The organism is Spongiactinospora gelatinilytica (assembly GCF_003236385.1).
Taxonomy (GTDB): domain Bacteria; phylum Actinomycetota; class Actinomycetes; order Streptosporangiales; family Streptosporangiaceae; genus Spongiactinospora; species Spongiactinospora gelatinilytica.
On the sequence record NZ_POUA01000756.1, the window covers coordinates 1 to 1,075 of the forward strand.

Annotated in this window: 1 protein-coding gene; it reads right to left on the bottom strand. The window is 76.8% G+C overall.

Annotated elements, in window-relative coordinates; genetic code table 11:
* The coding region (locus C1I98_RS39180) for a cobalamin biosynthesis protein (RefSeq protein WP_306461956.1) at nucleotides 1–1,037 on the bottom strand (1,037 nt) is incomplete at its 3' end.
* Between the last annotated feature and the right edge of the window lie 38 nt (nucleotides 1,038–1,075).

The window sequence follows — 1,075 nt, forward strand, 5'->3', positions numbered from 1 at the left end:
GCACGGGCGCCGATCGTCAGGGCGGCGGCGGACAGGGAGACGGCGCGGGCCAGGCGTACGGCGGAAAGCCTTTGCCCCGTACCGAGGGCCCTGGCTGCCGTGCGGGCTCGGGCCGTTCTGAGGGTCCGGCTTGCGAGGAGGGCACGGGCGCCGATCGTCAGGGCGGCGGCGGACAGGGAGACGGCGCGGGCCAGGCGTACGGCGCGGTGGATGTCGGGCGGCGACGGCTCGCGTCCGTCGCCCATCTCCGGGCGGTGCTCGACACGCCCGGCGTAGACGTTGCGCCCGCCGAGGGTGAGCTCGAGCGCGCCCGCGAAGGACGCCTCGCAGCGCCCGGCGTTGGGGCTCGGATGGCGGTGGCCGTCGCGCCACAGCACCGCCGCCGCACGGGCGGGCGAGCCACCGGCCACCGGCGCGCAGGCGGCGGCGAGCAGGCCGGTGAGCCGGGCGGGGGCCAGGTTCGCGGCGTCGTCCAGGCGGGCGGCGGCCCAGCCGAACCGGGCGTAGCGCGGCGAGCGGTACCCGATCATGGCGTCGAGGGTGTTGACCGCGCGGTAGGCGAGCAGCCCGGGCACACCCGCCACCGCGCCCCACAGCAACGGGGCCACCGCGGCGTCGGAGGTGTTCTCCGCGACGGACTCGACGACCGCCCTGGCGATCTCGGCGGCCGAAAGCCCGCTCGGGTCGCGCCCGACCAGGTGCGGCAACCGCCGCCTGGCCGCCGCCAGGTCGCCGCTCTCCAGCGCGTCTGCCAGGGTGCGGCCCTCCCTGCCCAGGGTGGTACCGCCGAGCACGGCCCACGTGGCCGCGGCCGTCACCATCGCCCTGGCCACCGGCCGCCGTCTGGTCGCCCACTCGGCGGTCACCCCGAGCGCGGCGGCCGAACCAACACAGATCGCCACATGCGCGACACCTCGGCCGCGGGCGTCGCCGTACAGCTTCTGTTCCAACGCAGCGGCCGCGCGCCCGAACAGCGCCACAGGATGCCCCCGCCGCGGATCACCCACCGCCGCGTCCAACATCACCCCAAGCGCCATCCCCACGGCCGTCTCCCGCCCCATCAACGCTCTAATCC